This is a genomic window from Haloferax sp. SDI50, assembly GCF_059802635.1.
The window spans coordinates 376,740-400,172 of the sequence record NZ_JBPULL010000002.1 but is presented as its reverse complement, the minus strand read 5'-3'; the positions used below and the strand labels follow the sequence as shown (position 1 = coordinate 400,172).

At 64.6% G+C, this 23,433-nt stretch carries 21 protein-coding genes; 11 read left to right on the top strand and 10 right to left on the bottom strand.

What is annotated here, in order from left to right; all coding sequences use genetic code 11:
- Window positions 1-17: 17 nt before the first annotated feature.
- The 3 genes from ACSR87_RS16665 to ACSR87_RS16655 all read right to left on the bottom strand — a co-directional run bounded on the left by ACSR87_RS16665 (window position 18) and on the right by ACSR87_RS16655 (window position 2,684).
- The gene (locus tag ACSR87_RS16665) at window positions 18-881 is read right to left on the bottom strand and encodes a DUF8171 family membrane protein (RefSeq protein WP_498531337.1); all 864 of its coding nucleotides are present in this window, start codon (window positions 879-881) and stop codon (window positions 18-20) included.
- 275 nt (window positions 882-1,156) lie between these two features.
- A complete protein-coding gene (locus tag ACSR87_RS16660) occupies window positions 1,157-1,954 on the bottom strand; it encodes a sugar phosphate isomerase/epimerase family protein (protein ID WP_498531336.1) in 798 nt (265 codons plus the stop codon).
- Window positions 1,947-2,684: a 2-phosphosulfolactate phosphatase gene (locus ACSR87_RS16655; RefSeq protein ID WP_498531335.1), complete on the bottom strand. Its 738-nt coding sequence runs from the start codon at window positions 2,682-2,684 to the stop codon at window positions 1,947-1,949. The genes ACSR87_RS16660 and ACSR87_RS16655 overlap by 8 nt, the downstream gene beginning before the upstream one ends.
- Before the next feature lie 679 nt (window positions 2,685-3,363).
- Between ACSR87_RS16655 and ACSR87_RS16650 the strand changes: the two genes are divergently transcribed.
- From ACSR87_RS16650 to ACSR87_RS16625, 6 genes are all read left to right on the top strand, one after another.
- Window positions 3,364-3,807: a DoxX family protein gene (locus tag ACSR87_RS16650; protein ID WP_498531334.1), complete on the top strand. Its 444-nt coding sequence runs from the start codon at window positions 3,364-3,366 to the stop codon at window positions 3,805-3,807.
- 97 nt (window positions 3,808-3,904) lie between these two features.
- Window positions 3,905-4,879, top strand: a complete 975-nt coding sequence (locus ACSR87_RS16645) for a deoxyhypusine synthase (RefSeq protein ID WP_498531333.1) — start codon at window positions 3,905-3,907, stop codon at window positions 4,877-4,879.
- 168 nt (window positions 4,880-5,047) lie between these two features.
- The gene (locus ACSR87_RS16640) at window positions 5,048-6,151 is read left to right on the top strand and encodes an extracellular solute-binding protein (RefSeq protein WP_498531401.1); all 1,104 of its coding nucleotides are present in this window, start codon (window positions 5,048-5,050) and stop codon (window positions 6,149-6,151) included.
- Between the two features lie 2 nt (window positions 6,152-6,153).
- Entirely contained in the window at window positions 6,154-7,092 is a 939-nt protein-coding gene (locus ACSR87_RS16635; RefSeq protein ID WP_498531332.1) for an ABC transporter permease, read from the top strand.
- The gene (locus tag ACSR87_RS16630; RefSeq protein ID WP_498531331.1) at window positions 7,089-7,970 is read left to right on the top strand and encodes an ABC transporter permease; all 882 of its coding nucleotides are present in this window, start codon (window positions 7,089-7,091) and stop codon (window positions 7,968-7,970) included. The genes ACSR87_RS16635 and ACSR87_RS16630 overlap by 4 nt, the downstream gene beginning before the upstream one ends.
- The gene (locus ACSR87_RS16625) at window positions 7,970-8,710 is read left to right on the top strand and encodes an ABC transporter ATP-binding protein (RefSeq protein ID WP_498531330.1); all 741 of its coding nucleotides are present in this window, start codon (window positions 7,970-7,972) and stop codon (window positions 8,708-8,710) included. Before ACSR87_RS16630 ends, ACSR87_RS16625 begins: the two co-directional genes overlap by 1 nt.
- Here ACSR87_RS16625 and ACSR87_RS16620 read toward each other — a convergent pair.
- Entirely contained in the window at window positions 8,632-9,945 is a 1,314-nt protein-coding gene (locus ACSR87_RS16620) for a DUF6498-containing protein (protein WP_498531329.1), read from the bottom strand. The genes ACSR87_RS16625 and ACSR87_RS16620 overlap by 79 nt on opposite strands.
- Before the next feature lie 122 nt (window positions 9,946-10,067).
- Here ACSR87_RS16620 and ACSR87_RS16615 point away from each other — a divergent pair, with 122 nt between their 5' ends.
- Entirely contained in the window at window positions 10,068-10,415 is a 348-nt protein-coding gene (locus ACSR87_RS16615; protein WP_498531328.1) for a DUF8153 family protein, read from the top strand.
- Window positions 10,416-10,488: 73 nt separating this feature from the next.
- The gene (locus tag ACSR87_RS16610) at window positions 10,489-11,916 is read left to right on the top strand and encodes a DUF6498-containing protein (protein ID WP_498531327.1); all 1,428 of its coding nucleotides are present in this window, start codon (window positions 10,489-10,491) and stop codon (window positions 11,914-11,916) included.
- A 110-nt stretch (window positions 11,917-12,026) separates the two neighbouring features.
- On the opposite strand, the gene ACSR87_RS16605 is transcribed toward ACSR87_RS16610, so the two are convergent.
- The 3 genes from ACSR87_RS16605 to ACSR87_RS16595 form a co-directional block, all read right to left on the bottom strand.
- Window positions 12,027-12,338, bottom strand: coding sequence for a DUF7521 family protein (locus ACSR87_RS16605; protein WP_008572747.1), 312 nt, complete (start codon window positions 12,336-12,338; stop codon window positions 12,027-12,029).
- A gap of 1 nt (window position 12,339) precedes the next feature.
- Window positions 12,340-12,711, bottom strand: coding sequence for an ArsR/SmtB family transcription factor (locus ACSR87_RS16600; protein WP_008572748.1), 372 nt, complete (start codon window positions 12,709-12,711; stop codon window positions 12,340-12,342).
- A 352-nt stretch (window positions 12,712-13,063) separates the two neighbouring features.
- Window positions 13,064-14,251: a LolA family protein gene (locus ACSR87_RS16595; protein ID WP_498531326.1), complete on the bottom strand. Its 1,188-nt coding sequence runs from the start codon at window positions 14,249-14,251 to the stop codon at window positions 13,064-13,066.
- 586 nt (window positions 14,252-14,837) lie between these two features.
- Here ACSR87_RS16595 and ACSR87_RS16590 point away from each other — a divergent pair.
- Entirely contained in the window at window positions 14,838-16,400 is a 1,563-nt protein-coding gene (locus ACSR87_RS16590) for a PAS domain-containing sensor histidine kinase (RefSeq protein ID WP_498531325.1), read from the top strand.
- Window positions 16,401-16,445: 45 nt separating this feature from the next.
- Here ACSR87_RS16590 and ACSR87_RS16585 read toward each other — a convergent pair whose 3' ends face one another.
- Window positions 16,446-17,558: a FecCD family ABC transporter permease gene (locus ACSR87_RS16585; RefSeq protein WP_498531324.1), complete on the bottom strand. Its 1,113-nt coding sequence runs from the start codon at window positions 17,556-17,558 to the stop codon at window positions 16,446-16,448.
- Window positions 17,559-17,564: 6 nt separating this feature from the next.
- A complete protein-coding gene (locus tag ACSR87_RS16580) occupies window positions 17,565-18,761 on the bottom strand; it encodes an ABC transporter substrate-binding protein (RefSeq protein ID WP_498531323.1) in 1,197 nt (398 codons plus the stop codon).
- Between the two features lie 1,158 nt (window positions 18,762-19,919).
- Between ACSR87_RS16580 and ACSR87_RS16575 the strand changes: the two genes are divergently transcribed.
- Together ACSR87_RS16575 and aceB are read left to right on the top strand one after the other, a co-directional pair.
- Complete coding sequence (locus ACSR87_RS16575) at window positions 19,920-20,381, top strand: nucleoside deaminase (protein WP_498531322.1); 462 nt, start codon at window positions 19,920-19,922, stop codon at window positions 20,379-20,381.
- A gap of 847 nt (window positions 20,382-21,228) precedes the next feature.
- Window positions 21,229-22,539 (top strand): malate synthase AceB, encoded by a 1,311-nt coding sequence (gene aceB, locus ACSR87_RS16570; protein ID WP_498531321.1) that lies wholly within the window; start codon window positions 21,229-21,231, stop codon window positions 22,537-22,539.
- 87 nt (window positions 22,540-22,626) lie between these two features.
- Here the strand turns inward: aceB and ACSR87_RS16565 are convergent, their stop codons facing one another.
- Window positions 22,627-23,391, bottom strand: coding sequence for an IclR family transcriptional regulator (locus ACSR87_RS16565; protein WP_498531320.1), 765 nt, complete (start codon window positions 23,389-23,391; stop codon window positions 22,627-22,629).
- Window positions 23,392-23,433: the final 42 nt, after the last annotated feature.

Below are 23,433 nucleotides of genomic sequence, written 5' to 3'. Positions count from 1 at the left end.
AAACAAAAGATGGGGGTTCAGTCCTGCAAGCCGTCGACCTTGCGCTGGCGGTAGGCGACGAGCCCGAACGAGACGACCGCCGCGATGGCAATCGGCACGAACAGGAACGCTTGGCCGTACGTTTCGACGAACTCCGGCGTGAACGTGATGAGCCCGCCGCTGGTCTCGCTCAGCGTCTCGAACGCGAACGCGACGGGTATCAGCGCCACCCACGCGATGAGTCGCTTCAGCGACGTGCGCGTGAACATCGGACCGTCGCGGCCCTCGACGGGGCTCATGCCGAGTAGCGGTTCGATTTTCCCGCGGAGTCGCGGGTAGAGAAACAGCGTCGGAATCGCCCCGAAAATGACGCCGGCGATGATAATCTGGAGCAGCGCCCCGATTCCCTCGGTTGCCCACACGGTCTCGGGGAGCCACGAAATCGCTTCGAGCTCTTCGACGCCGACGTAGAACTTCCCGACGTCGATGAACCACGCCGCGGTCTCTTCCATCGCCTTCGCGAGGAAACCCACCGCCGCGATTTGCTTGACGTTCTTCGGGTCCGTGATGAGCGACATCGCGAAGAACCACGACAGCGTGATGACGATGAGGCCCTCGACCGCGCCGAGCGCGCTGAAGTCACCGATGAGAATCTCACCGAAGACGATGCCACCGACCGGAATCGCGAGACAGGCCCAAAACGACCGGAAGAGGAGAACGACCGACATCGCGACGAACCAGAACGGTCCGATAGAGACGCCTAACCCGCCTATCGAGAACTCCGGCAGGAGTTCCGTAATCATGCTCTGCAAACCGTGCAGCGACATGACGAGGATGAACGCCATCATGTCCCTGTGGTCGAAACTGAACGCACTACTCGAGTTGTTGGACGTTGTCACCATCCGGGTGGTGGTCGTTAAGCGAATTGGTTAATCGTTGGTATGAGCACAGCGTACGACTGTATATCCGACTATACTCTGTGGAGTAATCGGTGGCAGTACATAGCAATCACAGCAGTATATCGCGCTCCGGACGCCGGCCGGCCGCGGCGCTCGCGGACCGATTCGGATGCGACTGCACGAACTGCGCGCGTCGAAAAAAGAACGGCGCGGAACCGGGAATCGAGCGGTGGCGACGCCGCCGACGCCGACGCTGACGCCGACACCGACGCCGACCGTCAGGCGTCGGTCGCGCTCACGCAGCGCTCGACGTCGGCGCGGGACTTCATCTCCAAGACGTTGTACGGAGCGCCGATGTCCGCGGCGACCGACCGGAACGACGGGAGCGGCTCGTGTGCGTCTTCCGTCCCGTCGTTGTCGTGGAGGTGCGCGACGTGAATGCGGTCACCGAACCGCTCGACGAACCGCTCGTAATCGACGTCGGTCGCCTTCGCGTGCCCCACGTCGAGCGTCAGCTTCAGGAACTCGTCGCCGACGCCGACGTCGTCGAGGAACGCCGCGAGTCGGTCCGGAGTCGCCGTGTGCCGACGCGTGCCCGATTTGTCGCGCTGGTTTTCGAGGCAGACCGGGACGCCCACTTCGGCGGCGAACTCGGCGCACTCGCGGAGTGTTCTGACCGCCTGCTCGCGGGTGTGCTCGCGGACGTGGTCGGGGTAGCGCGTCCGAATCGTCCCTCCGTGGACGATGACGCCGCGGGCGTCGATTGCCGCGGCGAGTTCGATGGCGTCTTTCGTCGCCGCGACCGCGGCGTTCCGAAGGCGCTCGTTGACGTTTCCGGGTGCGACGTCGAGGTGCGGACCGTGGACCGTGTAGCTCACGTCGAACTCCTCGGCGACCGCCCGTAGGCGCTCGGCGTCTCGCTCGCCCGGTTGCACGTCCAGATACCCCGCGCGGAGTTCGACGTGGTTCAGGTCGAACCGCCGGAGGAACCCGGCGAACGACGCGACCTCGTCGGCGTAGCGGATATCCATCGACGCGCCGAACCGCGGTCGCTGGACGGGCGTCGCCTCAGACATCGACCCGGCTCGCGGGGACGAGGCGGTCGCCGCGGAGGACGGGCACGACCGACCGAGAGTCGATAGCCGTCTCGAACTCGTGGAGGTCGCGCCGCCGAATCTCGTGTTTCTGCTCGTATCGCGGCCCCTTCGCGGTCACGAGGAGGCGCGCGTACCGCTCGCGGTCGCGGTCGGTGAGGCCGTCGCCGTGGAGGCACTCGTCGATGAGCGCCGCGCCGAGGGTGTCGTCGGGCGTCGGCTGGCCGCTCGACCCGCTGGCGACGATGGTGACCGGCCGCCCGCGGGCTTCGAGCAGGTCCGCGACCGCCGCGGCGTTCGTGTAGCCGCCGACGAACACCTCGACATCGGACCCGCCGCGCTCGCGGAGCGTCGAGACCGCGCGCCCGCCGTTCGTGGAGGTCATCGCGGTCGGCCGCCCGTCGAGGTCCAACTGCTGGACGTAGCTCGGCGAGTTGAAGAAGTCGTAGCCGGGGTTCGGCTCGTAGTCGTCGGTCTTACCGCCGCCGATGAGACAGTCGGGGTGGTCCTCCTGGTACGCCGGTTCGTCGCCGCGCTCGTCGGTCACGTGGACGTACTCCGCGCCGAGCGCGAGCAGTTCCGCGACGGTCGCCGAGAAGTGGGTCACGTCCACCACCACGTAGTCGCCCGGCGTCGGCTCCGCCGGGATGTTCTCGCAACCCTCTATCAACGTCTCTACGAACGGCTCTGTCTGTCGTCCATCTACGGACATAACCCAGGCTCTCGACAACACCTACAAGTCAATTGCTAGTAGCGATATATATCGACCCGTACTATCAGTAGCTCGAACACCTCGTTCGACGACGCCGGGGTCGCGGAGAATACTCTGAAAACAAACTATTTTCTACTAGATGTTCTGATAATTTTTGCTCGCCAGTCGTGGTCCCGACCGCGGCTTGGAACGACGACGTTCTTCCGACGAACCGTCCGTCTCACTCCCTGTCGATTCGGGGGCGTACAGCACCACACTCGGCGTTTCTTCGTTCGAGCGAGCCAAGCAGTCGGGAACGTCCCACTTCGGTCGTGATTTGGACGCGTTCCCGAATTGTTTGATGCCCCGAAACGCATCCACTCCACCGCGGCGCGTGCGACCGCGTTCACACCGCCACGAAGATATCACCGTAACACCCGAAATCGCCTGAAATTCACCCGTTCGTGGCGAACGGCGCCGTCGTCGTGGTTGGGACTATCGACGCGGGAGTCCCGTGGTCGGCTCCCAGCCCGCCGGCGGTTTGCCCCGACTTCGGTCGCTTCGGCCACGAGACGGAGAGACGGACATATCAGTATAACTACTGTCTTACTGTTTGATTAGTGAGCTTCGAAAGCGTCCGTGGCCGCCGCGTCGTTGCCGCCGACAGCGTCTTCCATCGCCGGCCCAACGTCGATTCGGGATGACTCTCGCCGCCGAACGACTCCGCCGATTCAAGACGCCGCTCCGGTACGCGATGGGTTACCTCTACGTCCTCGCCGGCGTGATGCATTTCGTCGTGCCGAACGCGTACGCGCAGGTCGTTCCGCCCGTCTTCCCGGCGGCGCTCGCGCTCGTCTACGTCTCGGGCGTCGTCGAAATCGCCCTCGGCGTCGGCGTCGTCGTCCGCCGCACCCAACGCGTCGCCGCGTGGGGGCTCATCGCACTGCTGATTGCGGTCTTCCCCGCGAACGTCTACATGGCGACGAGCGACATCGTGCTCGACGGCGTTCCGGCGGCGTTTCGGGAACCCTCGGACGCCGCGCTGTGGCTTCGCCTGCCGCTCCAGGGCGTACTCGTCGCGTGGGCGTGGTGGTACACTCGCCCCGAGTCCGTCGAGGCCGACGAGTCGCTTTCGGTGCGGTGACTGTCTCCGATCGAATTGGTGTGAATCACCACGCTATCACGCGATTTTTCGCGTCCAAACGGAACTGATTCAAGCGCGCCGGTGCGAGCCGTACCCGATGACCGAAGACGACACTCACGACCACGTCGTCCCCGGAAGCGACGAGGCCATCGACTCGGCCGACGTTCGGGGCTACGACTTCGACGGCGCGTTCGACTTCGACGAGTTCCTCGACGCGTACGCGACGACCGGCTTTCAGGCGACGCAGCTCGCCGAAGCCATCGACATCGCGGAGGAGATGCAGGACGCGGATGCGACCGTCTATCTGACGTTCACCTCGAACATCATCTCGTCGGGCCTGCGCGAGGCCGTCGCCTACCTCGTCCGCGAGGGGTTCGTCGACGTGCTCATCACGACCTCCGGCTCGCTGACCGAGGACGTCATCAAGACCGCCAAACCGTTCAAGATGGGCTCGTGGGACGCCGACGAGGGCGAACTCCGCGAGCGCGGCATCAACCGCCTCGGCAACATCTACGTCCCCTCCGACCGGTACGTCTGGCTCGAACAGTACCTCTACGACTTCTTCGAGGACTTCTTCGCGGAGGAGAAAGTGCGGACGCCGACGGCGTTCGCCCGCGAACTGGGCGCGACGCTCGACGACGAACATTCGGTGTTGAAGCAGGCGGCCGACAACGACGTGCCGGTCTACTGTCCGGCGCTCACCGACGCCGAGGTGGGTAACTTCCTCTACTACTACCGGCAGGGCTACGACAAGGAGGTCGGCATCGAGATTCTCGACGACTACGACTCGCTCATCCAAGACGGCCTCCTCGCGGATGAAACCGGTCTCATCGCCGTCGGCGGCGGCGTCCCCAAGCACCACGCCATCATGACGAACCTCTTCCGCGGCGGCGCGGACTACGTCGTCTACATTTCGACGGGGATGGAGGGCGACGGTTCGCTGTCGGGCGCGCCCCCGAACGAAGCCGTGTCGTGGGGGAAAATCAAGGACCACGACACGAACTACACGCAAATCGAAGCCGAGGCGACGCTCGTCTTCCCGCTTCTCGTCGCCGGCGCGTTCAAGAACTAGCGCGTCTCCACCTCCGCATCCTATTGTCCCCTTTGTAGCGCTATGTGGGCGTTCCAACCGTCGAAAACGGCTACGTTAGGCTCATAGCAATTCCCTTTAGCGGCCGGTCGTGTTGCCCGAGTGATGGTATCAACAAGGCGGAGTTTCATCGGGGGTTCTGCCGCGGCGGTGGCGGGTCTCGCCGGCTGTCTGACGACGAGCAGTTCCGAGAGTGACGCCGACGCGACGGGTTCCGGTGGCGACGACGCGGAGACGTACGAGGTCGGCTATCAGGACTTCCAGACGAACATCGAGGCCACCGCGTTCCCCGATATGCTGTACTTCTACTGCGTGCAGTCCGGGTGGATGAACTGGCCGTCGCTGATGCAGTCGTTCGAGGATTCCTACGGCGTGGCCGTCCACGACGACGACCGCTCGTCGGGCGAGGCGCTCCAGCACATGCGCTCGCACTCGAACAACATGACCCACTCGGGGTACAACGGCGGCTACACCTACGGCATCGTCGCCCGGAACGAGGGCTTCACGCAGGCGTACAAGCCGCAGGGGTGGGACAAGGTACCTGACTCGCTCAAGACCGACGACGGCCACGTCACGGCGACCCGTCGAGTGACGACGGCCGTGACCTACCGGAAGGACATCTACGAGGAGCGCGGCCTCGACGAGCCGACCACGTGGGAGGACCTGCTCCGGCCCGAAATCACGCAGGACCTCGCGCTCCAGACCCCGCAGGCGGCGGTCGGACTCGCAGCGGCGCTGTCGATTAACAACGCCCGCGGCGGTAGCATGGACGACCTCCAGCCCGTCATCGACTACTACGAGCGGATTCAGGAGGGCGGCGCTGAGTTCACCGACAACTTCCTCGCGCAGTTCTCCCGCGGCGAGTACGCCACGTTCATCCGGTACGACTACTCCGGGCTCGACCTCAAGTACAACAACGACGAGGTCGCAGAAGAGAACGTCGGCGTCGCGCTCTTGGGCGGCGAAAACGGGAACAAAGGCGCGCTCAACATGCCGTACGGCTACGCGCTCTTGGAGGGCGCGCCGAACCCGGCGGCGGGGAAGCTATTCATGGACTACGTCCTCTCGCTGGAGGGCCAACAGCAGTTCCTCGACGCCTACGTCAGGCCGATTCGCTCCTCGGAGCTGGAGCTTCCCGAGGAGTTCATCGACCCGGCCGAGTACGACCGGACGGAGTTCCAAGTCGACTACGGCCAGTTGGTCGACCGGCAGGAAGACATCATCCGAGAGATAACGCGCGGCGCGAACATCTGAGGATGTCCGACCGACACGCCGAGAACAGCTCGCTCTCGACAGTCCGGGCGCTCACGCCACGAGTCGTCGGCGCGGTCGAGGCCGTCGCGAACCCCGTCACCGAACGGGAGCGCGAGTACCGCCGCATCGTCGCGCTGTGCGCGCCGTTTGCCGCGTTGGTGTTCGTCGCGGGGCTGTATCCCCTCTCCGAAGTCGTTCGCATCAGCGTCTCGACCGCCCAGTACCGGTCGGTCGGGTTCTCGCTCGACGCCTACGCGACGCTGTTCGGGGACCCCTACTACCGCCGGGTGGCGTTCGACTCTCTGTGGCTGACCACGGGAACGACGCTCGTTTCGGTCGGACTCGCCGTCCCCATCGCGCACGCCCTCGAAAAGTACGACCTGTCCGGCGAGGGCCTCCTCGTCACGCTCGTCTCGTTTCCCATCAGCCTCCCCGGCATCGTCGCCGCGTTCATGATTCTGGTGCTGTTCGGGAACAATGGCGTCGTCACGGCGGTCGCGGCCACCCTCACCGGGAGTCGGCCCACCGACCTCGCCTTTGCGGTCAGCGTTCCGGGGCTGTTCGTCGCCTTCGTGTACTCGATGGTGCCGCGCGCGACGCTCATCCTCCGTGGGACGTACGCCGAGGTCGACTCGGCCGCCGAGGAGGCCGCCCAAGCCCTCGGCGCGACGCCGTTCGAGACGTTTCGGTACGTCACCCTCCCGCAGATTCGACCGGGCATCACCGGCGCGCTGATTCTCACGTTCCGGACGGGGCTGGCGATTTTCGGGACGCTCGTCGTCATCCAGACGCTCGTCGTCTGGACGCTCCAGCTCTCGCGGGAACTCGGCGTCGGCTACGACGTGCAGGTCGCCGGCGCGATGGCGACCGTCTACTTCGCGTTCACGTTCCTGTTCACCGTCGTCGGGCTTCGGTACACCAGCGCGGAGGTCGGCATATGAGGCCGGCCCTCTCGCGCCGGTTCGGGCGGTCTGTCGTGGCGCTGACCCTGTTCGCGACGGTCGCGTTCCTCATCGCGCCCATCGTCCTCACCGTCGTCGCCTCGTTCGCCGCGAGTTGGACCGGCGTCCTCCCCTCCGGGTTCGTCACCTTCGAGAACTGGCGGGCGGTGCTGGGGCTCGCGGACACGCTCGGCTCACAGCGCAGCATGGGATGGAGCCCCCTGCTCAGCCTCCCGCTCGGCGGCGAGACGCTGACGGTGTTGGTCCCGGCGGAGCTGGCGTTCAGCATCGGCTTGGCGCTCGGCGGCGTCCTCATCAACCTCGTCGTCGGCGTCCCCATCGCGTACGCGGTCTCCCGCTACGAGTTTCCGGGCAAAGAGTGGGTCAACGCCGTCTCGGTGCTCCCGCTCGTGCCGGGCGTTATCTTGGGCGTCGCGTTCCTCCGGGCGTATCCGGACCTCTCGGCGACGAGCTTCGGGCTCATCGTCGGCTACTCGCTCTTGAAAGCGCCGTTCATGGTGATGGCCGTCCAAAGCGAGTTCGAGTCGATGCCGCTCCGACAACTGGAGGAATCGGCTCGCTCGCTGGGCGCGTCGTGGCCGCGGACGTTCCTGACGGTCATCGTGCCGAACGCCCGCTCGGGCATCGTCTCGGGGGCCATCATCTGTTGGGCGCTCGCGGCCGCGGAGTTCAACTTCTCGTACATCGTCTGGGCGAACGGCACCCAGCCGCTGGCGCTCTTCTTGCAGCGACACATCTCGAACAGCTCGTTCACCAAGGCGGCGGCCGCCGTGTCGATGTTCTTTTTCATCATCGTCGCGGTCACCCTCCTCTTGCAGCGGGTCGGTCGCCGCGGATTCGACACCAGAGGTAGCTAATGGCAGACCTGACACTAGACGCGGTCCGAAAGGACTACGACGACACGACGGCGCTGGACGGCGTTTCGCTCACCGTCTCGGACGGCGAGATTCTGGGCGTCCTCGGCCCCTCGGGGTGCGGGAAGACGACGACCCTGCGAACCGTCGCCGGCTTCGAGACGCCGACCGACGGGACGGTCAGGTTCGACGGCGAGGACGTGACGAACGTCCCCCCGGAGAACCGCAACGTCGGGTTGGTGTTCCAGGAGTACGCCCTGTTCGATAACATGACGGTCACCGAGAACGTCGCGTTCGGGCTGAAGATGCGGGGCGTCGGGAAGCGCGAGCGACGAACACGGGCCCGAGAGTTGCTTGAGATGCTCGATATCGGCGCGATGGGCGACCGTGACCCGACGACCCTCTCGGGCGGCCAACAACAGCGCGTCGGGCTGGCGCGCGCGCTCGCCATCGAGCCGAACGTCCTCCTGTTGGACGAGCCGATGACGGGACTCGACGCCCAACTGAAGGCGCGCCTGCGGACCGAAATCGGCGCGCTCCTCGCCGAGTTGGACGTCACCGGCCTCTACGTCACCCACGACCAGGAGGAGGCGATGGTGATGTGCGACCGCGTCGCGGTGCTGAACGAGGGTCGCGTCGAACAGGTCGGCACGCCCCGAGAGATCTACGAGTCGCCGGCGACCGAGTTCGTCTCGGAGTTCGTCGCGCTCGACGCGCCCGACCTCCCGTTCGTCAGCTGGTGATTCGACCGTAGCGACGCGAGTACGACGGCGTCCGAGGAGAGATGCGGCAGTCGGTACACGCGGTCATCGCGTTCGAGGCGGAGCGTCTCGGTTCCGAACAGGCGGTCGGTGGCGCTTCGGACGCGCTCCAGTTCGGCGCGCGACTCGGAGGCGAGTCGCCACTGCGGCCCGAACAGGCGGTCGTAGCCGACGACTCGCCCGGGGTCGGCGTCCGCGTCGTCCGCGTCGTCCGCGTTGTCAACGCGGTACTCCATCGCCAGATACCGGAACGACCGGTCGAAGACGCCCAGCGCGGTGAACGCTCCGGCGACGACCACCGCTCCCCCGAGCAGTTCGACCGCGACGCCGGGGGTCGTCGCGGTGCTGAGCAGGCCGGCCAGCGTCAGCGAGGCCACCAGCAGGACCGAGAGCGGAGACCGTAGCCCGCGGACGACCCCGCCAACGACGACCGCCGACGGCCTCGGACGGACGATTTCGGACCCGTCCCGCGAACTCTCGATTCGCTCCCACTCGGGGGTGTCGGGAGCGAATCCGAGTTCGACCGACGTGCGCTCGTCGAACGCCTCCAGTCGGTCGCGGTAGACGTCGACGATGTCGGCGAGCAGTTTCACCGCGAGGACGAACGCAAGGACGAACGGCGGCGGGGCACCCGCGATGACGAACCCCCCGCCGACGAGGAGCGCCGAGCCGGTTCCCGCCATCGACATGAGCGCCGACCGAAGTGGCTGCTGCGGCGGCACCGACGCGTGGGTTCCGCCGAGCAAGTACCGGCCCACGTCGATGGCGCGGCCGAAGATGACGGCGAGCACGCCCAAGCCGACAGAGAGCGATTCGGCGTCGGTCATCGTCGCGCCCGTGGTCTCCCCGACGCCGCCGACGCCGATTGCGCCAAAGAGCGCCCACCCCACGCTGCCGACGGCGAGCGCCATCAGGATGGCCGGGAGGTTCGCGACCTGAATCGACAGCGGCAGGACGGGAAGGCTGATGCGCCCGCGCTTTTCGGCCAGGGCACCGAACACGAGCCACGAGAAGCCGTTCGCCTCGTAGGTCGGCTTGCCCTCCGCGAACAGCGCCTTCACCGCGGCACCGACGAGACACGCGCCGAGTTCGACCCAGTAGACCGCCAACAGCGCCACGAGCGACCAGTCGAGCGCGAGCACGCCGACGAGCGGCACGGCGTTGACCGCCAGCAACACCGCCACTTTCGCTCGCCGCCTCTCGCTGGGAGTGAGCATTGTTGATAGGGAGATATTTCGCTCGGAACAGTTTGGTGGTCTGACTCGCGTCGGGCGGTCGGAACCGCGCTTCCGCGACTGGAAACCAAGCGTTGATACTGTCAGCGAACTATCCAGAACGCGTGCGTTCCTCGCTTCGATACCTCGTCTCGCTCATTGTCGGCCTCGTCGTCGCCGGTGTGGCCGTCTCGGCCGCCGACGCGCCGGGGTTCCTTCCCGTGGCAATCGCCCCGTTGTACGCGGCGACCACCGTGCTCGTCCTCCGCCACCGCGACGGGTGGAAGCGACTCTTTCGGTTCGGTGACCAACGCTGGAGCGACCGAAAGCGGGGAGCGCTCGGGGGCGGCATCGGCGCGTTGAGTTTCTCGCTGCTGCTCGCCGTCTCGGTCCCCGCCGGCCTCGTCGGAATCGGGCTGATGCTCTTCGGCCAGGCGCTCACGGTCGCGGACTACGAATCGCTCCCCGAGTAGTCGCGCGCCGCTGAGGCGGTTCGACAGTGAGTTTCATCAGCTATATGACCGGATGCGTAAAACGACGCATCCGATGGCCCCTCCACGGTACGGTGACGCCTCACTGTCGTCTCTCCCCGCCGGCATCGGATTTCTCCCGGTGCTCTCCGCGAACCTTCTCCCCCTCGTCGGCGTGCTGTGGTTCGGCTGGGACCCCGAAACCCTCCTCGCGGTCTACGCGCTCGAACTGCTGTTGTTGTTCCCGCTTTCGGGTGTGAAAGCGCTGTTCGCCGGCCGACCGCCGAGCTCGTCCCGCGAGGGCGGCGTGCTCAGCCGGTCCGAAAGCGACCTCGTGGATAAGCGCGGGAGCGTCACTATTCACGACCGACTCCCGCCGGTGTATCCCCGCAACGTCCCCTTCGCGACGGCCGTCGTCGGCGGCGGCGCGTGGGTCGGCGTCTTCCTCCTCGCGCCGCTCTCGGAGGTCATCTCGGTGTTCGACGTGCTCGCCCGCCCGGAGGCGGTCGTCAGCGTCGCCGCGCTCGTCGTCGGGCAGGTCGGTGAGACGGCGGCCGCGTTCCTCCGCGGCGACCGATACGCGGGGCGCTCGCCGTACGCCCTCGTCGAAATCCCCGCCCGGCAAGCGATGTTCCTCGCGTGCTTCCTGTTCGTCGTCGTCCTCGGCGGCGCGACGGTCGCCCTCGCGGCGTTCGTGCTCGTGAAACTCCTCTTCGAGTGGTCCGGCTTCCGCGCGGACCGGGGCGGCGGCGGTCGACTGACTGGCTGGCTCGCCGGCCCCGACAGCGAGGCGACCCGCGACTCGCTCGACGTTCCCGACGGCCGACCCGCGGTCGAAATCAACGTGGACCGCCGTGCGGTCGTCACGGCCGCGGTCTGGCGCGCAGTCACGACGACGGGCCCGTTCTACGTCACCATGGCCGCGATGGTCTGGATTGGCGGGACCGCCTTCGTCGCCGAGGAAGCCTCGCTCGCGGTCTGGGTCGGATTCGGCCTTTTCGGGCTCGCCCTCCTCGCGTTCATGCTCGCCGGCGACGTGGTCGAGGACACGCTCGCGAGCGGGTGGCTGACCTACCGCCGGTTCGGCGGCCGACTCGTCGCTCACGACCGCTTGACCGGCGAACCGCAGTGGGCGGCGGCGGTCGGTGACCTCCGCGACGCCGAGGTCGTGGCGACCCGTCCCACCGACCGCTATCTCGGAACGCGAACCATCGCGGCGACGGTCGGCTGGGGCGACGACGAGACGGAACGCTCGTTCGGGCCGGTCGCGGACGCCGAGAGAGTCGTCGAGGCGTTCGATCTGCCGGTCGAATCGGTGGCCCTCGCGCCGCTCGACCGGCGCTTCGTCGGGGCCGCCGTCGCTTCGGTCGTTCTCACCGCGGCCGGCGTCGTCACCGTGGTGACTACCCCGCTCGGTCCGTCCACGAGTTGGCTCCTCGCGTTGTTCCTGTTCCCGGTTTTCGCCGCCGTGCCCAAGGGGTTCTGGACGCTCGCGCACTCGTGAGGCGAGACGACCAGAGCGGTTTGTGACGAGCGAAAAGATGAGCAGCAGAAAGCGCGTGAGTGAACGAGTAGCGTCACGACGACGGTCGCCCGCGACGGCCCGCGGACGGACTACCCTCGCGAATGTAACGAGTAGGCGATGAGCACCACGCCGCAGAACTGGAACAGCCGCGTGACGAGCGTGAGCGGCTGTTGGTACTGGAGGCCGATGTAGCCCTGACGCAGGAGCACCGAGCCGACGAAGGCGACGCCGAACGCGACGGCCGTGAGGAAGAACAGGCCCGCGGACAGCGCCCGCATCGTCCGGCTGTCGTGGCGGCGGTAGCCGCGATAGGCCTGATAGCCGACGTAGCTCCCGACGAGCGTCGACCCGAGGGCGAGCGAGACGATAAGCCAGTCGAGGACGGCCGACAGCGTCGCCATCTCAGAGGTCCTCCCACATCCGTTTGAAGCGGTCGGCGGTGTCGGGTTCCCCCTCGCCGGGGAACGACTCGTCGTCGGTGCGCGTCAGGGACGACTCGAACGACCCGTCGTCTAGCGCCACGGAGAACTCGGAGAGCGTGGCGGTGTAGACGCTGTAATGGTTGTTACTGGTTCGAATCTCGGTCTGCTCGTCGAGGAGTCCGTACGCTTGTAATCGTTCCACCCGGCGGTAGACCGTCGGTTTGGACATCTCACACTCGTCGGCAAGCTCTTGTGCGGACATTGGTTTGGTACTCGTCGCTGCGAGGATGTCTCGGGCGTACTCGTCGCTGAGGAGGTCGAGAATATCGCCCAGCGCCGGATCCTCACTCACGGTGGTCGAATGACTGCTCGTCGGGTTAATAGGCCCACGGGTTTCCACCCCTGTTGGTCGCGGCGACCGAGTTGGAGTCCGAATCGGGGCTGGAGCACGGCGGGGCTGTCGAGAGAGCACGATGGTACGGGTTAGTGCGTCGGTACTGCGGGGTAGTACGGCGATGCTGTGGAGGGGCTGCTGCGTCAGCGATGACCGCGATGGGTGCCGGGGTGCTGTCAGAGGGCACAGTCCGGTACTGCTCGGGAGGGCAGTCCGGCGTCAGTTCGGCGGGGCCCATCGCAGTTCGACCGACGCGCCGTTAGCCCATATAAAACGGGGGCCAGTTTCTGACCCAGAAACTCGCCCATTCTCAGGCGCGACAGCCCACAGAGGCTCCGATTTCGACGAGACGCTCCGTCTCGACACCGGTCCCGCGGACGGTATAGCCGTAGCCGTCGCAGTTCCACGACACCGAAGTAGTCGGTCCGTAGTCGATAGTCGCCGGCCGGCCGCTGACCGTCGCGTCGCGCTCGTCGGCGTCGATGTCGAGGGTGTAGTTGAACTTCGCGACCGTGAGTTCGCGGCCGTCGCTGGCGGCGTAGCGGAGTCCGACCCCGTTGATGCGGCCGGTGGTTCGCGTGGCGTAGACCAGTTCGTACGCGGACGGAACCGTCGGCTCGGGAACCGAAATCGAACTCCGCGCCACCAAGTCGGCCCTGCTCCGGAACCACGACGTGTTCGGCGTCTCCTGACGCTCGACGGTCGTGCCGGCGTCGATGTCCGGGCGGAACGTGTCGGCCGACACCGCCGCGTCGAACGTCACGTTCGTGTACGTCGTCGTCACCGACCGCCGAGTCCCGTCGGCCGTCCACGCCGTCTGCTTGCGAAGCGGGTAGAACCGCTCGGTGTCGAGCCACAACCGCTGGCGGTAGCCCGCCTCGCTCCGGTTCGTCTCGGGTACGATGTCGAGGACGTACGCCTCGCGCCCGCCGACGGTATCGGTCTCGACGAACTCGACTGCGTAGCTACGGTTCGCGTCGGCTCCGGGGGCGACACCGGCGTGCCGCGGTACGACGGGAAGCGGTGACACGCCGACGGACTGCGGACGACCGGCGTCGTCGGTCAGCCCCGCGGCCGCGACGAGCAGTTGGAGCCGTTCGGCCGTCCGCGACTCGGTCGGCGGCCCCGTCAGTTCGATGACGGTCACCGCATCCCTGTCTGTCTCGTGAAGCCAGAGCGTCGATCCGTTCGAGACCTGCCGGTCGTACCGTCGATTCGCGGCGTTCCGGAAGTTCACGCGCTTCCGTTCCGTCTCCGGGACGAGCGTCACGTCGGCGACGGTCCGAGACGTAACCGTGTCGTCGGCTCGGACCTCGACGGTCTGTGTTCCGGTGAGCGCGTCGATGCCGCGGTAGCGCTCGGTCACGTTCGCGTCGACTGCGGGGCTCGCGTCGCCTATCGCGCCCCCCGTCGTCCAGAGGACCGCGGAGAGCGCGACGGCGACGAGCACGAACGCGGCGAGCGTGCGTCGGTTGAGTCGGAGTGGGGGGCGAGTCATACTGGAAGCACTCTGGCGGAAGTTCGACTGCGTGTCGGAGTGCCGACGGCTAAATACTTCTGGACGCCGGGCCGAGCGCCCACCGGACCGATAGCTACACGCGCAAGGCGCGAGACGGGTGGGATATGCCGCCCTCCACGACGCCTGCGACACGAACGCGGGCGTTGGTCTGCGCCCTCCAGTGGGGTCTGGTGCAGACGTTCGTCCTCGACACGCTGGGCCGGTTCCGTCGGAACTACTACCGCGCGACGGCGGGAGCCCGGTTCCCGCCCGACTGGGTGGTCTCGATTCAGTTCGCCGCCCCGCTCGGCCACCTCGTCGGCGGGGTTGGCGCTCGTGACCGGAGTGGCGACGCTCGCGCCCGTCTCGACGCGTCTCGGCGTTCGTCGTCTCGTCGGTCGTCGTGTCCGCCGTTCCCATCGTCGGGTCGCTCGCGATTTCGGGGTCTCTAGCGTTCGTCGCCGAGACGACGCTCGTTGCTCGACTCGCTGACGGGTGACTCGACGGCCGGTCGACGGCGCTTCCGACCGTACACGCCTCGAACCTCCGGGGAGTTTATGCGCGTGCGGATGGTACTCAACCAATAATGTCAAGCGAGCGGAGAGAGCTGTTCGAACACATCGAATCCGATCTCATCCTACGAGAGTTCTTTCAGGAGGTGACTGAATACGCGATATTTCTCCTCGATGCGGACGGATACGTCGCAACGTGGAACGAGGGCGCGAGACGAATCAAAGGCTACGAGCGCGACGAGATTCTCGGCCGCCATCTGTCGGTGTTTTACCCCGACGGCGGCGACGGCACGTCGCCCGAGACGGTGCTCGCAGTCGCCGAAGCGGAGGGGAGCTACGAGGAAAAAGGGTGGCGCGTCCGGAAAGACGGGTCGCGGATTCTCGCGCACGTCACGGTTCGTGCGTTGACCAACGACCGCGGGGAGCTCCGCGGGTTCACGAAAATCGTTCGGGACATCACCGAGACCTACGAGTACCGACAAGAGCTAGAACGGAATCGAGACCGGCTCGAACGCACCGAACAACTGGCCGATATCGGAGGGTGGGAAGTCGATTACGGGACCAACGACTTACAGCTGACCGACGGGACGAAACGACTGGTGGATCTCCCGCCCGACACGGAACTGACGCTCGAAGAGCTCAGACAGTTCTTTCACGAGGACGACCGGACGATTATCAATGAGGCTATCGAGAGCGCGCGGACCGACGGCGAGTCGTTCGACATCGAGATGCGGGTGATTACGGCTTCGGGTCGAACGCGGTGGGTTCAAATCCGGGGCGAGGCAGCGGATGACGGCATGAGCGTCCGCGGCGCGGTGCGCGACATCTCGAACCGAAAAGAGCGCGAAGAGCGACTCATGGTGCTGAATCGGGTGCTTCGGCACAACCTGCGGAACAATCTTAATATCGTCAGCGGGTACGCGCGAGAGTTGCGCCGGGACCTCGACGCGGTCGACCTCCCGACGGAGAAGGGCGACTACGACCGGTTGGCCGAGACGGTGACGAACCTCAGCGAGACGACCAGCGGTATCGATGCTGAACTTCGAGCGCTCGACGAGATAGTCACCGCGGCGAGTCAGTTTTCGGTCGAGGCGATGGTCTCGAAGACGGACCGAATCATCGAGAACGCCGACGACCTCATGTCGACCGGCGAGAAGGCCCGGCGGTTCGAGAACGTCGTGGAGGAATCCACTGACAAGGAGCCGGTTCGCGTCGACGACGTGTTGTCGGATATCAAGCGGACGTACGAGCGGCGATATCCCGATGCGACGATTCGACTCCGGCTAGGCGAGCAGACCGTGCTCGCGAGCGCGCACTCGCTCTCCCTCGCGCTCGACGAACTCGTGCAGAACGCCATCGTACACAACGACGAGGATGACCCCGTGGTCACCGTCGCGTCGCGCCGCATCTCGGGCGAGCGAGTCGAAATCACGGTCGAAGACAACGGACCGGGAATCCCGCAGACGGAACGCGAAATCTTGGAACGCGGGGAGGAAACGCCGCTGTCGCACGGAAGCGGGATGGGACTGTGGACCGTCTCCTGGTTCGTCACGCAGTTCGACGGCGAGGTCTCTATCGTCGACCGCGCCGGCGGTGGGTCGACGGTCGAAGTCAGGCTCCCCACGCCGGAGCACTGACGCGACTGTATCGGCCTCGCCGCCCGAGAACGCGGGCCGACGGCCTCAGACCGACCCGATGTCCTCTTTTTTCCGCATGAGGTAGAGGAAGTACGGCCCCCCGACGAGGCCGGTGATGATGCCGACCGGGAGCTGAATCGGGCTCAGCGCGAGCCGAGCGCCCACGTCGGCACCGACGAGGAGCGCCGGCCCGAGGAACGCGCAGCCGATAAGGAGCCGCTTCGAGTCGCTGCCGACGAGATTCCGAACCATGTGCGGGACGATGAGGCCGACGAAGCCGACCAGTCCCGCGACGGCTATCGCCGCCGCCGTCGAGAGGATGGCGATACCGGCGACGGCGAAGCGGACCTTCTCGACGGGCATCCCGAGGGACTGCGCGGTCTCCTCGCCGAGGAGGAGCACGTCGAGTTCCTTGGTGACCGCGAGCGCGAGTCCGAGCGCGACGATAGTGAACGGGAGCGCGATACGCACCTGCGCCCAGTCGGTTCCGAGCAGCGACCCGGACAGCCACGCCTGCGCGGACATCACGACGCCGAGGTCGTTGATGAAAAAGAACATCGCGCGCTGGACGGAGCCGAAGACCGTCCCGACGACGACGCCCGCAAGGACGAGTCTGACCGGCGAAGTGCCGTTTTTCCACGCGATGAGGTAGACGAGGAGGAACGCGATTGCGCCTCCGACGGCGGCGAGCACCGGCATGAGCGGGAGCAGTCCCGACAGGAACGTCAGGGTGACGAGCACGACGAGCCCCGCGCCGTCGCTGATGCCGAGGACGTACGGACTCGCCAGTTCGTTTCGGGTGACGACCTGGAAGATTGCGCCCGAGACCGCGAGGTTGGCACCGACGAGGACGCCGACGAGAACCCGCGGCAGGCGAATGTTCCAGACGACGAACTGGCGCTGGGTGAACCATTCGGGGATGTCGCCGCCGAGCAGGAACGCCCGCCACACGTCGGCGTCGAACACGACCGCCGAGTCGAAGACAGCACCCCACGCTTCGGAGAGGGTGAGGGGGTACGCGCCGAAGCTCACCTGTAAGAGCGTCGCCCCGAGGAGGACCGCGAGGCTGCCGACGATGACGAGGGCGAGCATCGAGTCGGCGTACCGGTCGCGCCACTCCGCGCGAACCGCACCGACCGCGTCTGTGACCTTGCTCATCGGGCGTCAGAAGTTCCCGTTGACGATGTCGACGAGGCGCTCGCGGTCGAACAGCTGTTCGTCTTCGGGCACGTCTCCGACCGCACCCGGCCACTCACCGAACTGGTCGGGATACACCATCTTGGCGACGGCTTCCGTCGAGAACATATCGACGATTGGGCCCATGTACTGCCCGGCGCTCCGGATGAGGTTACCCTCCTGAACGGCCGTGAGCCGCTGTCCGCTCTCGTTGTTCTCGAACGGCTCGACGACGGTATCGACGAACTCCTCGTGGGTCGAGGAGGTGAGCGCGCCCACCGCGCCGATGTAGTCGGGGTCGACGTTGATGAGTTCCTCGTAGCCGATGGGTCCCTCGGGGTAGCGTCCCTCGAAGGCGTCTTTCATGCCGACCCGGAAGTACGACTTGGTGTTGTTGCCGAGGCGGTGGAGGGGCGCGACGCGGAACTGGCCGGAGTCGGGGCTGACGCCGCGCCAGATGGCGGCGACGGTGGGGCGTTCGTCCTCCGGCGGGAGACCGGCTTCGATAGTGCTCATGAGGTCGTCGTGGAACGACTGCCACGCCTGGAACTGCTGTTGGCGCTGGAACACCGTTGCGACCTTCTCGAACGCCTCGTAGAGCGTGTACGGATTCGGCTCGTTGCTGACGGCGGCCGTCGGGGCGAACCGGAGAGTCGTGCCGAGGAAGGGCCCGGTCTGGGATTCGACCTCCTCGTAGTCCGACGCATCCCAACTGACGTACCGGCCGAGCGTGGCGCGGGCGATGAGCCACACGCCGGCGTCGGCGGCGTAGAAGTTCTCCTTGTCGAAGCCGGATTCCGCGCCGCTCGCGAGCTTGGTGATTCGACTCTCGTCGAATTCGAGCCCGAGGAGGTCGTAGAACTTGAGCGGGGCGCGTTCGAGGCCGGTGGTCGCACTCGGGTGGATACCGAGCGCCATCCCCATATCGAGGAAGGGCCCGGAGACGACGCCGTACGTCTCCGGCACTGCTTCGAACGTGTACGGGTCGTTCGGTTCTATCTCGACGGTGTACTGCCCGGCGTTCTCGGTCGTCTGTTCGGTCGTCGTCGACTCGGTGGCGGCCTCGGTTTCGGATTCCGCGGCGGCCGTCGACTCGGAATCCGCGCTCCCGCCCGCGGTACAGCCAGCGAGAGCCGATGCGAAGAGTCCTGCACTTCCTGCGAGTATCTGTCGTCTTCGAACCATATTATTTAGGCCTGCCTAAAGACAGATAACCGTTTCGAAGTTTAGGCAGACCTAATAACTGAATATCGCACGACAATATCGGGTCACACGCATATTTCGACCGCAGATGTAATGATTATAACTGTGATATCACCCATCTCCAATCCGGGTTGTCCAGCTAGCGAATATCTAAATTGTCAGATGGGGTTACTAACAACTCTCGCGTCGGTTTTCGACGTTCGCGTCCGCGGTGACGGGCGTTCGGTCGGTCGTGTTACGTCGTGCTGTCGCGTCGAATGGCCGTCCCCTCCCGGGAGTTGGCCGGTGGACCGGTCGCAAACTGCTGTCGAAGTTGGGCCGACTCCTTTCTCGCGTTTGTCGTCACCGCGCCGCCGTCCAGTCCAGCGCGACACGGTGCCAGTCTCAACCCTCCCCACTGAGCGTATTCGACCGACCACATCTACCCTATATGAGTAATCCGAATAATTTAGATTTCCCGAACTACCTCGATTTGTGAATAATGTGGATTGTCTGGAGTACTTCGGTAATGTCGGTACTGTCGATACGGTGCCCCTATCGAGTCGATACATAATTCGACAGCAGTCCATTATCCACCAACTTTACATTATTTACATATTCTACCTAAGCCACATACTTTACATTATCTACACTGCTCACAGTCTCGGAGTGTATCACCGTGGCCGCGGATTCGGGCGCGACGGAGTCAACTGTCTAAACGTGCGTAACAAGAATATTATAGATAATCCGAATTATCTAGATTCGTTGAGAAGTTCAATTAACTGCAATTCTGTGGCTTGTTCGTCGCAGTCGCGGTATCCACCCAGCTGAGAAGAGGTGCATACCCTGTCTACTTCGGCTTATCTTTATACGTCTCGTTATTCAGATTATTTCGCTATCGTCGGTTACCTCTCTGGCCCACAGTCGAGATACTGTTCCACATTCAGATACTGTGACTTATTTAAATTATCAGAATTACTCGAATGTCTCCGGAACTGCACATCGTTGAGTAATCCAGTGGCGTTCGATTTTCCGGAGAATCCTACTAACTCAGCATATCAAAAGAACCCACGAAATCAAGATAATTCAAATAACTCAGCAAACCCGGATTACCACTCGCCGTTCGATTTAACTCGGTCTCGGGAGTGAGCACAGGCGACCGTGACGACGCACTTCGACGACTTCGACCACGAGAGACACATGCGCGAGAGTTTCGAACTCGCACGGGAGGCCGCCGCTCGCGGCGACGAACCGTTCGGGTCCGTACTCGTCCGCGGCGACGAGGTCATCATGCGCGACTCGAACCGAATCGTAACGGAGTCCGACATTCGTCGGCACCCCGAGTTACACCTCGCCTATCGGGCGTGCCGAGAGTACGACCCCGACGAGCGGGCGGAGACGGTGATGTACACCAGCACGGAGCCCTGTCCCATGTGCGCCGGCGGGATGGCGACCGCCGGCTTTGCGCGCGTCGTGTTCGGCGTCGGCGGCGACGAAATCGGAGAGTTCACGGGTTCGGGTCCCGGCGTCCGGTCGGCGGCGATTCTCGACGGCGTCACCGAGGTAGTCGGCCCGGTGCTGAACGAGGAAGCCCGCCGAGTTCACCGCGAGTACGACTGGTAAGAGTCAACCAACCACCGCGACGAACGCCGATTCGACCGGAGCGCGAACGCCCGGGGCTTCGGCGTTTCGAACAGTTAGATATTAAATAATTCATTCGAATACCCGTATCTAATATCTATCACAACTACATTCACGAGTCGATACCGTATCGACGAACGTTCGGGCCCATTCGCTGAATCTGAATGTCGATACCGGCGGTGTATCTTCTCTAGCTGTATATTCACGACTGACGAGGACGCGTTTGAATCGAACGACGTGTTCGGAACGCTCCATCTCGTCTCCGAATCTCTCATTCGTGCGCCAAACGGCTGTTTGTGCTCTGTAATGGGTGTACTACTCAGTTCGGCGGTCGATGAGGTACGTTCGACAACGGCCGTCGTTCGCAAGCCGAGCCTCCCGCATCCGACTACCTAATAGTTCTCTTAGTAATATCGAGAGTTGACACGAACGGACAACTCGGTGAAGCCACGTCAAGCTACGGACCGGTCCGTCGTCGGCCGGTATCGAGACGTTGCGCTCGGACTGAGCGACACCGAGTATTTACATAATCCGAACGATGGTCTACCTCACGGCGAAGCACCGCAAGGAATTACAGACATATGCTTGTAATCAATTTTCACTCAACCCCACATATCTGTATAATGTGAACATATGACATCATACGCATTTACATAATGTAAGTTGGTGAGGATAAGGCGGTGCGGTGACCGAACGGTGGGGGTGTATCGTCGGTCGTACTCGTCGGTGAGTTCCGGAACGAAATCACGTCGAACCGCCCGAGTGCGACTCCAAGTTGGGCGAGTCTAAATGTTTAATATGTTTCGGGAGAGACGTTTCGACCGTCGATATGAGTAGCGACAGAAACTACGAACGAGAGTTCGTACGGACGTTCTTCACCTCGCCGACGGCGGTCGGCGGCGAGAACTCGGCGAAGATGTTGCAGAGCGCGGCCCAACTTCGGGGGATGCAGGCCCCCGACACATGGATTCCGGACAACGAGGACGCTACGGCACCGTCGATGCGCGACGAAGGCGTCCAGAACCTCGTCGAGGTCGTCTCCGAGCACGGCGCGGAGTTCCCCGGCGAGATTCATCCCCGCGTCGTGTGGCACCGCGACGACCCCTCGACCCGCTACGAGGGCTTCAAGCAGATGCTCGAAATCACCGACCCCGAAAACGGCGCGGTCGAGCACATCGACGGCTTCGTCATCCCCGAGGTCGGTGACCTCGACGACTGGAAGAAGGCCGACGAGTTCTTCACCATCGTCGAGAACGAACACGGCCTCGACGAGGGGAGCCTCTCGATGTCGGTCATCATCGAGAGCGGCGAGGCCGAACTCGCGATGAGCGACCTCCGCGCGGAGAAGGGCAAGCCCTCCAACAACCTCGAACGACTGTTCCTCCTCGTCGACGGCCAGGTCGACTACACGAAGGACATGCGCGCCATGACGCCGACGGGCGAACTCCCGGCGTGGGCCGAACTGCGGCACAACACCTCCCGTGGGGCCAGCGCCGCCGGCTGTATCGCCGTTGACGGCCCCTACGACGACATCCGCGACGTGGAGGGCTACCGCGAGCGCATGGTCGAGAACCGCGCCATGGGGATGACGGGCATCTGGGCGCTCACGCCCGGACAGGTCGTCACCGCCAACGAGGCGCCGCTGCCGCCGAAGACCGGCAGTTGGCTCCTCGAACTCGACGACGACGAAATCGAACTCGACGACGAGGACGGCCGTCAGGTGTACGACGGCGACGAACTCTCGCTCGAACAGGTCGGCGACGACAGCTACGTGCTCCGCGTCGACGGCGAAGAACAGGAACTCGACGGCGAGGAACTCCACGAGGAACTCCTCGACCTGACCACCTACGTCCCGAGCATGGACGACATCGTCGACTCCATGGAGGAGTTCGAGGCGGCCAAGGAGGCCGGCAAGGGCGCGATTGCGATGACGCAGGCGACGACGCTGGTCATCGACGACATCGAGGTCGATATCGCCAAAGACCGGATGTGGGACGAGGCGACCTATCAGGCCGCGATGACGCCCGTCGCCCTGTTCCAAGACGTGTACGAGCACCGCCCGGACCAACACGACGCCCTCGAAGAGATGTACGGCGAGGGCATCGTCGAGCGCGCGATGGCCGTCGGGACGGACGACTAACGACCAGCAGTCAGCCTGACAACGCCAGCCAACCCGCACCTGCTATTTTCGCGCTTGGTACCTGGTACCTGAGACGGCGGTGTTTGCCTACGAGAGCGCCGATTCCAGCGACTCGACGGCGTTCAGCAGTTCGTCGGCGAATTCGCGCTCGAGTCGCGTCATGTCCACCTGATACTTCGGTCCGCCGACGCTGAGGCCGCCGACGATTCGCCCGTCGGCGTCGTGGACCGGTGCACCGATGGCGATGAGATTCGGTGCGAACTCCTCGTCGACGACGGCGTACTCCTGAGTTGCGATTTCGTCCAACGCGTCGAACAGCCGGTCGGCGTTCGTAATCGTGCCCTCCGACTCCCGCGGCAGGCCCCAGTGGTCGACTATCGACGCCACCTCGTCGCGGTCTAGTTCCGAGAGGATGGCTTTCCCCGCGGCCGTGTTGTGCAGGTGGTACTCCGACCGGTAGCGGATGCCGTTCGCGTCCCGTCCCTCGTCGGTCGACGAGCCGTAACACATGAGCAGCCGACCGTGTTCGAAGATAGTGAAGTTCGCCTCTTGGCCGGTCGCGTCGGCCAGTTCGTCGACGACCCGCTCGACGACCTCGTCACTCGGATACCGATGTCGGGCGCGCTCGCCCAACAGCGCCACCCTGAAACTGACGCGGTAGACGCCGTCGCGCTTGACCAGATATCGACTCTCCAAGAGCGTGTTGAGGTGACTACAAATGGAGCTTTTCGAACTGTCGACCATCGTGTCCAGTTCAGCGAGTGTGAGACCGCCGTGTTCCAGAATGAGGCTGAGAATCTCCAGCGAGGCCTGGGTCGTCTTGAGCCGTCGCCCGGTCACGTTCTCAATCATACACCAATTATTATCATGATGGTTCATAACTGTTGCCATAAT

What these genes read in the sequence shown, in the direction of transcription:
- ACSR87_RS16655 (WP_498531335.1), bottom strand. Translation starts at nt 2,684, where the DNA reads ATGTCCGTAGATGGACGACAGACAGAGCCGTTCGTAGAGACGTTGATA.
- ACSR87_RS16610 (WP_498531327.1), top strand. Translation starts at nt 10,489, where the DNA reads ATGGCCCCTCCACGGTACGGTGACGCCTCACTGTCGTCTCTCCCCGCC.
- ACSR87_RS16565 (WP_498531320.1), bottom strand. Translation starts at nt 23,391, where the DNA reads ATGATTGAGAACGTGACCGGGCGACGGCTCAAGACGACCCAGGCCTCG.
- aceB (WP_498531321.1), top strand. Translation starts at nt 21,229, where the DNA reads ATGAGTAGCGACAGAAACTACGAACGAGAGTTCGTACGGACGTTCTTC.
- ACSR87_RS16660 (WP_498531336.1), bottom strand. Translation starts at nt 1,954, where the DNA reads ATGTCTGAGGCGACGCCCGTCCAGCGACCGCGGTTCGGCGCGTCGATG.
- ACSR87_RS16590 (WP_498531325.1), top strand. Translation starts at nt 14,838, where the DNA reads ATGTCAAGCGAGCGGAGAGAGCTGTTCGAACACATCGAATCCGATCTC.
- ACSR87_RS16620 (WP_498531329.1), bottom strand. Translation starts at nt 9,945, where the DNA reads ATGCTCACTCCCAGCGAGAGGCGGCGAGCGAAAGTGGCGGTGTTGCTG.
- ACSR87_RS16605 (WP_008572747.1), bottom strand. Translation starts at nt 12,338, where the DNA reads ATGGCGACGCTGTCGGCCGTCCTCGACTGGCTTATCGTCTCGCTCGCC.
- ACSR87_RS16585 (WP_498531324.1), bottom strand. Translation starts at nt 17,558, where the DNA reads ATGAGCAAGGTCACAGACGCGGTCGGTGCGGTTCGCGCGGAGTGGCGC.
- ACSR87_RS16665 (WP_498531337.1), bottom strand. Translation starts at nt 881, where the DNA reads ATGGTGACAACGTCCAACAACTCGAGTAGTGCGTTCAGTTTCGACCAC.
- ACSR87_RS16580 (WP_498531323.1), bottom strand. Translation starts at nt 18,761, where the DNA reads ATGGTTCGAAGACGACAGATACTCGCAGGAAGTGCAGGACTCTTCGCA.
- ACSR87_RS16625 (WP_498531330.1), top strand. Translation starts at nt 7,970, where the DNA reads ATGGCAGACCTGACACTAGACGCGGTCCGAAAGGACTACGACGACACG.
- ACSR87_RS16635 (WP_498531332.1), top strand. Translation starts at nt 6,154, where the DNA reads ATGTCCGACCGACACGCCGAGAACAGCTCGCTCTCGACAGTCCGGGCG.
- ACSR87_RS16650 (WP_498531334.1), top strand. Translation starts at nt 3,364, where the DNA reads ATGACTCTCGCCGCCGAACGACTCCGCCGATTCAAGACGCCGCTCCGG.
- ACSR87_RS16595 (WP_498531326.1), bottom strand. Translation starts at nt 14,251, where the DNA reads ATGACTCGCCCCCCACTCCGACTCAACCGACGCACGCTCGCCGCGTTC.
- ACSR87_RS16630 (WP_498531331.1), top strand. Translation starts at nt 7,089, where the DNA reads ATGAGGCCGGCCCTCTCGCGCCGGTTCGGGCGGTCTGTCGTGGCGCTG.
- ACSR87_RS16645 (WP_498531333.1), top strand. Translation starts at nt 3,905, where the DNA reads ATGACCGAAGACGACACTCACGACCACGTCGTCCCCGGAAGCGACGAG.